8 protein-coding genes are annotated in these 4,693 nt (G+C 68.1%); 5 read left to right on the plus strand and 3 right to left on the minus strand.

Going from position 1 to position 4,693, the window contains the following annotated elements:
- The first annotated feature begins 343 nt into the window (after positions 1 to 343).
- Positions 344 to 784 carry an SRPBCC family protein gene (locus tag ACWCOV_RS41515; protein WP_449834881.1) on the plus strand — a complete coding sequence of 147 codons (441 nt, stop codon included), beginning with the start codon at positions 344 to 346 and terminating at the stop codon, positions 782 to 784.
- A 5-nt stretch (positions 785 to 789) separates the two neighbouring features.
- Here ACWCOV_RS41515 and ACWCOV_RS41520 read toward each other — a convergent pair whose 3' ends face one another.
- From ACWCOV_RS41520 to ACWCOV_RS41530, 3 genes are read right to left on the minus strand one after another with little or no spacing between them, the layout of a single operon-like run.
- Positions 790 to 1,167 (minus strand): hypothetical protein, encoded by a 378-nt coding sequence (locus ACWCOV_RS41520; RefSeq protein ID WP_449834882.1) that lies wholly within the window; start codon positions 1,165 to 1,167, stop codon positions 790 to 792.
- Positions 1,167 to 1,556, minus strand: coding sequence for a VOC family protein (locus tag ACWCOV_RS41525; RefSeq protein WP_449834883.1), 390 nt, complete (start codon positions 1,554 to 1,556; stop codon positions 1,167 to 1,169). Before ACWCOV_RS41525 ends, ACWCOV_RS41520 begins: the two co-directional genes overlap by 1 nt.
- Positions 1,557 to 1,578: 22 nt before the next feature.
- Complete coding sequence (locus tag ACWCOV_RS41530; RefSeq protein WP_449834884.1) at positions 1,579 to 2,355, minus strand: helix-turn-helix transcriptional regulator; 777 nt, start codon at positions 2,353 to 2,355, stop codon at positions 1,579 to 1,581.
- 116 nt (positions 2,356 to 2,471) lie between these two features.
- On the opposite strand from ACWCOV_RS41530, the gene ACWCOV_RS41535 reads away from it, so the two are divergent.
- The 4 genes from ACWCOV_RS41535 to ACWCOV_RS41550 all read left to right on the plus strand — a co-directional run bounded on the left by ACWCOV_RS41535 (position 2,472) and on the right by ACWCOV_RS41550 (position 4,659).
- The gene (locus tag ACWCOV_RS41535) at positions 2,472 to 2,798 is read left to right on the plus strand and encodes a YciI family protein (RefSeq protein WP_449834885.1); all 327 of its coding nucleotides are present in this window, start codon (positions 2,472 to 2,474) and stop codon (positions 2,796 to 2,798) included.
- A complete protein-coding gene (locus ACWCOV_RS41540) occupies positions 2,798 to 3,328 on the plus strand; it encodes a DUF6596 domain-containing protein (RefSeq protein ID WP_449834886.1) in 531 nt (176 codons plus the stop codon). The genes ACWCOV_RS41535 and ACWCOV_RS41540 overlap by 1 nt, the downstream gene beginning before the upstream one ends.
- Positions 3,329 to 3,501: 173 nt before the next feature.
- Positions 3,502 to 4,278 (plus strand): phytanoyl-CoA dioxygenase family protein, encoded by a 777-nt coding sequence (locus ACWCOV_RS41545; protein ID WP_449834887.1) that lies wholly within the window; start codon positions 3,502 to 3,504, stop codon positions 4,276 to 4,278.
- Between the two features lie 183 nt (positions 4,279 to 4,461).
- The gene (locus tag ACWCOV_RS41550; protein ID WP_449834888.1) at positions 4,462 to 4,659 is read left to right on the plus strand and encodes a dihydrofolate reductase family protein; all 198 of its coding nucleotides are present in this window, start codon (positions 4,462 to 4,464) and stop codon (positions 4,657 to 4,659) included.
- The last annotated feature ends 34 nt before the right edge of the window (positions 4,660 to 4,693 follow it).

The following is a 4,693-nucleotide window of genomic DNA, read 5'->3' on the forward strand; positions in this document are numbered from 1 at the left end:
CCCGACCGAGTAGTTGCTGGCCAGGGAGCCCGGCGACCCGCTGCTCTGGCAGCCGCGGCGAGGCGAGCAACTCGGCCGCCTCGCGAGCATCGGCGTCCTCGATCTCCGGCACGCTGCGACGGTGTCGAGGTGGTGGATTGGGCGGCTGGGGTGGGTCACGGTTGACATGGTCTGAGTCGCACAGTGACTGTTGAAGGAAATGAGCGTTGGGGGCGCTCTGAGACCGGGGCCGCCGGCTTCGATGGGGTGGGACGATGTACCGGAACGTCACGTTCGGCTGGGCGCAGAGGCGGCGCTCCCTGGCTGCCGGCAGGCCGGCGCCGTGCTTCGGCCAGGAGACCTGATGGCGGTCGACGTACTGACCGAGGTCGTGATCGACCGGCCGCTGCAGGAGGTGGCCGAGTACGTCGGGGATCCGTCGAACGCGCCCGAGTGGTACGCCAACATCGAGTCGGTGCGGTGGCGGACCGAGCCGCCGGTCGCGGTCGGATCGCGGATGGACTTCGTGGCGCACTTCCTCGGCCGGCGGCTCGCCTACACCTACGAGGTCGTCGAGCTGGTTCCGCTGGAGCGGCTGGTGATGCGGACCGCCCAGGGCCCGTTTCCGATGGAGACGAGCTATCGCTGGTCGCCGTCCGGTGACCGCTCCACGCACATGTCGCTGCGCCACCGCGGCGAGCCGTCGGGTTTCGCGGGCGTTGCCGCGCCGCTGATGTCGGCGGCGATGCGCCGCGCCAACCAGAAGGATCTCACTCGCCTGAAATCCCTGCTCGAATCACGCTGACCCACTCACTGCTTCCCGCCTAGGCATTGGCGGGCGAACGCGACAGCTTCGGCGAGAAGGCTCTGCCAGAGCTCGTGCTCGACGACCGGGATCGCAACCCATTCGCGGAAGGCCTTGCCGGCCGGCGCGAACTGCTGGCCGGTGCCTGTGGCAACGAGTTCGGCCACGCGTGCGGCCGGCAGCTTCACGACCAGGTGGCCGGTTTTGGCGTCGTACGACGCGAGGAAGCGGCCGGCGAGCCGGACGCAGGGGTGACCCATGATCGTGGAGCGGCCGACCGCCGGGTCGTAGAGCAGGTCGTCGGTGAGTTCGTCGTACAGGTCGTGCGGGTTCTCCCCGCCGGACGGATCCGGCGGGGAGTTGCGCGTGGAGCTTGGTGGCATCAGGCGGCCGGTGGGGTGAAGACGCCGAACTGGTTGCCGGACGGGTCGCGCAGGTAGGCGAACGCCGGGGCGCCCGGGCCGGGATCGAGGTGCTTGCTGATGACTGATCCGCCAAGTTGCTCGGCATCGGCGCAGGTGGCTTCGACGTCGGCGACGAGGATGTAGAAGACCGCGTGGTCGGGGACCTGACCGCGAGTGCCGAAAATGCCGCCCATCGGAGCCTCGGCGCCGGAAGCCTTGATGTTGCGATAGTCCATGCCTCCGGTCGCGGCCGGGCCGTCGGCGTCGAAGGTCCAGTCGAACAGGCTGCCGTAGAACTTCTGCGCACCGTCGGGGTCGCTGGTGGCGACCTCGAACCAGGCCAGGGTGCCGGGAGCTGGGGTGGTCATGGGGACTCCTTCGTCGTGCGATTCACCCGCCGGAGCGGCGGGTCGAACCCACCGTCGCAGGCGCCGGCGACACTCCTATGTCGGTGTTGGGGGGAAGAAGTGCGGACTCGGGCAGCTTGGTCACGTGGCCGTCGACCTGCGGATCGTGGACGGTCGGCCTCGATCGGGGGATGGTGGGGCTGCGCTCGGCCCGGGTGATGCGATCCATCCGGAACACCCGGTCCTCCTGCCGCAGATGGCACCAGGCGGTCAGATACGAGCCGTTGGGACCGACGACAACGTGTTGCGGCTCCACCTCTCGCTCGGTCTGGACGCCGCCGACATCGATGTAGGCGATCCGCAGCACGTGGTTGTCGTGTACGGCTCGCCAGATCTGTTCGGCGATCTCCGCGTCCGGATCCGGGACCGGCTGGACGAGCAGGCGCACTTTCGCGGCCGCCGTACGCGCCTCCTCGAGGGCGCGCTCCGGCATGGCGGCGACGATCTTCTGGAGTGCGCTGCGGGCGTCGCGGGAGAACAGCACATGGTCGCTGCGGCTCAGCGCGACCGCGATCGCGGTTGCCTCGCGGGAGGTGAAGTTGAGCGGAGGCAGGCTCATCGACCGGTCGACGGTGTAGCCGCCGGTGCGGCCCTGCTTGGTGGCAAGCGGTACGCCGGCCTGCCCGAGCGCACTGAGATCGCGCTCGATGGTCCTGACGCTGACCTCGAAGTGGCCGGCCAGCTGTCGCGCGGTCCGGCCCCTCGCTCCGGCGGCGCGCAGCTCTTCGACCAGGGCGTACAGACGGTCGATCCGGTTCATGAGCGCAGACTAGACGCGACCAGGGACAAAAATGATCCTCAAAGCTGTCCTGATCGTGCCCTCGTCGTTCGTCATCAGGTCGGAGCGGGATGGTCCCGCGGAACCGGGGAGCTCAGATGAACCAGTACCTCTTGTCGGTGTACGAGGCGCAAGGAAATGGACCGTCCACCGCGGCGGAGCTGCAGGCCTTCATGGGGCGCGTGATCGCGCTCGAGGAGGAGATGGAACGAGCCGGCGCGTTCGTGTTCGGCGGCGCTCTGCACAGCCCTGATGCGACCACCGTCGTCCGGGGCGGCACTGGCCTGGACAAGGTGACGACCGACGGGCCGTTCGTGGAGGCGAAGGAGCATCTCGGCGGTTTCTACATCATCGACGCCGAGGACCTCGACGCGGCGCTGGCCTGGGCCGAGACGAACCGGAGGTCGACGGCCTGCTCGCTCTGATGGTGCTGAGCGACGCGCGGGTGCCTGCGCGCGGAGCCGACGGCGACGTGCTGTTGAAAGACCAGGATCGATCGCTGTGGGATCGCACCTTGATCGCCGAGGGGCAGGAGCTTGTGCTGGCCTGTCTGCGCCGCCGTCAGCTTGGGCCGTACCAGCTGCAAGCCGCGATCCAGGCCATGCACTGCGCTGCGAGCCGCTACGAGGACACCGACTGGGCCGCGATCGTCCGCTTCTACGACCGCCTGATCGCCGTCATGCCGACACCCGTCGTGGCACTGAACCGAGCGGCCGCCGTCGCCGAAACCCGCGGGCCTGCTGAAGGTCTGCGCCTCGTCGACGCGATCGCCGGCGAACTGGCCGGCTACTACCCGCTGCACGCCGTTCGCGGCTCGATGTTGCACCGACTCGGCCGACACGATGAAGCTGCCGCGGCCTACGCCCGCGCCGCACAACTCGCGAAAACCGAGTCGGCGGCCCGATTCCTCCGCGACCAGAGCCAAAGCATCAGCAGGCGGGCCGGTGAGTTCTGAGTTGGATGCCAATCCGGGGAGTTGGCCCTTTTTCGGCGGTGCGGCGGGCGGCAGGATTGGATCGTGCGCTGAGGTCTGAGTACTCAGCGGACACTGACAGCCACCATCCGCGGGTTGCCTCGAGTGGTGGCTGTTGCGCTGACCACCAGCCGATCGAAGAAAAGGACAGAGTGATGCTCGATCCCGTTGTCGACAAAGGCCAGCTGACCGAGACCGATCGCTTCATCTTCGAGTCGTGGGGCTACTTCATGATCCCCAACGTCTTGACCAAGGACGAGGCCGCGGAGGCGTACGACGTTTCGCGGCGTCTGCACGAGAGCCGCGACCGCGAGTTCGGGCAGATCGGCCGGACGTACGAGAGCGAGCCGGTTCTCGAGCGGCTGATCGATCATCCTGACGTCCTTCCGAAGGTGCAGGGTCTGCTCGGCGACCGGTTCGTGCTGCAGGCCGGCTGGAACACCATGCAGCCGGCGCACGCGGGCAACGGCCGGTGGCACCAGGACGGATCGTCCGCGTTCGACTTCAAGGACCTGGGATACCCGGTTCCCTTGCTTCAGCTCCGCGTGTCGTACCTGCTCACCGATCAGACTGTGCCCGGCATGGGCAATATGGAGATGATTCCCGGTAGCCACCGCTCGCGGGTCGGTCTGCCTGATTCGATCCGTGAGCCCAACGACGACATCGCGATCGGCCATGTCGTGTGCGCCGAGGCCGGGGCGGCTCTGGTGTTCCACAACGGCGTCTGGCACCGAACCTTCCGCCACGACGGCGACTACGACCGCTATACGACGCACTACGTCTACAGCCCACCGTGGGTCCGCATGGCCGACCGGTTCAGCAACGACCCCGAGTTCCTCGAGCGCACCACGCCCCTGAGGCGCGCGCTGATGGGGGAGTTCACGAGGCCGGACGCCCCGTTCGGCGCCAACTACGATCCGCTGCCGATCTGACGCACGCGCTGGGGTCGGGCCGGCTCAGCGGATCGCGGTGGTCGGCAAAAGGGCGACCACACGCCATGGGCTGGATGAACGGCATCACCAACGCGCGTCCCAACATCACCCAGGAGTACATCAGCGACCACCGGCGCCGTCCCTCGGCGGCCGGGACGGTTTCGATGCCTTCCCCCGGCCTCGATCGGCCGGCAACTCCTCGAACGCGGCCTCATCGACGAGATCGACTTGCACACCGCGCCGGTCCTGCTCGGGGACGGGATCCGGCTGTTCGACAACCCCGGCGGCTCGCCCATCGACCTGGAACTCCTCAACGGCGGCAACCCAAGGAACGAAATCGACGTCTGCTACCGCCCAGTCCCAACCAGCCAGCACTCATGAGATGGAAGCCAGGTGCCGCGCCTTCGGGCGCGGC

The organism is Kribbella sp. NPDC002412 (genome assembly GCF_053592935.1).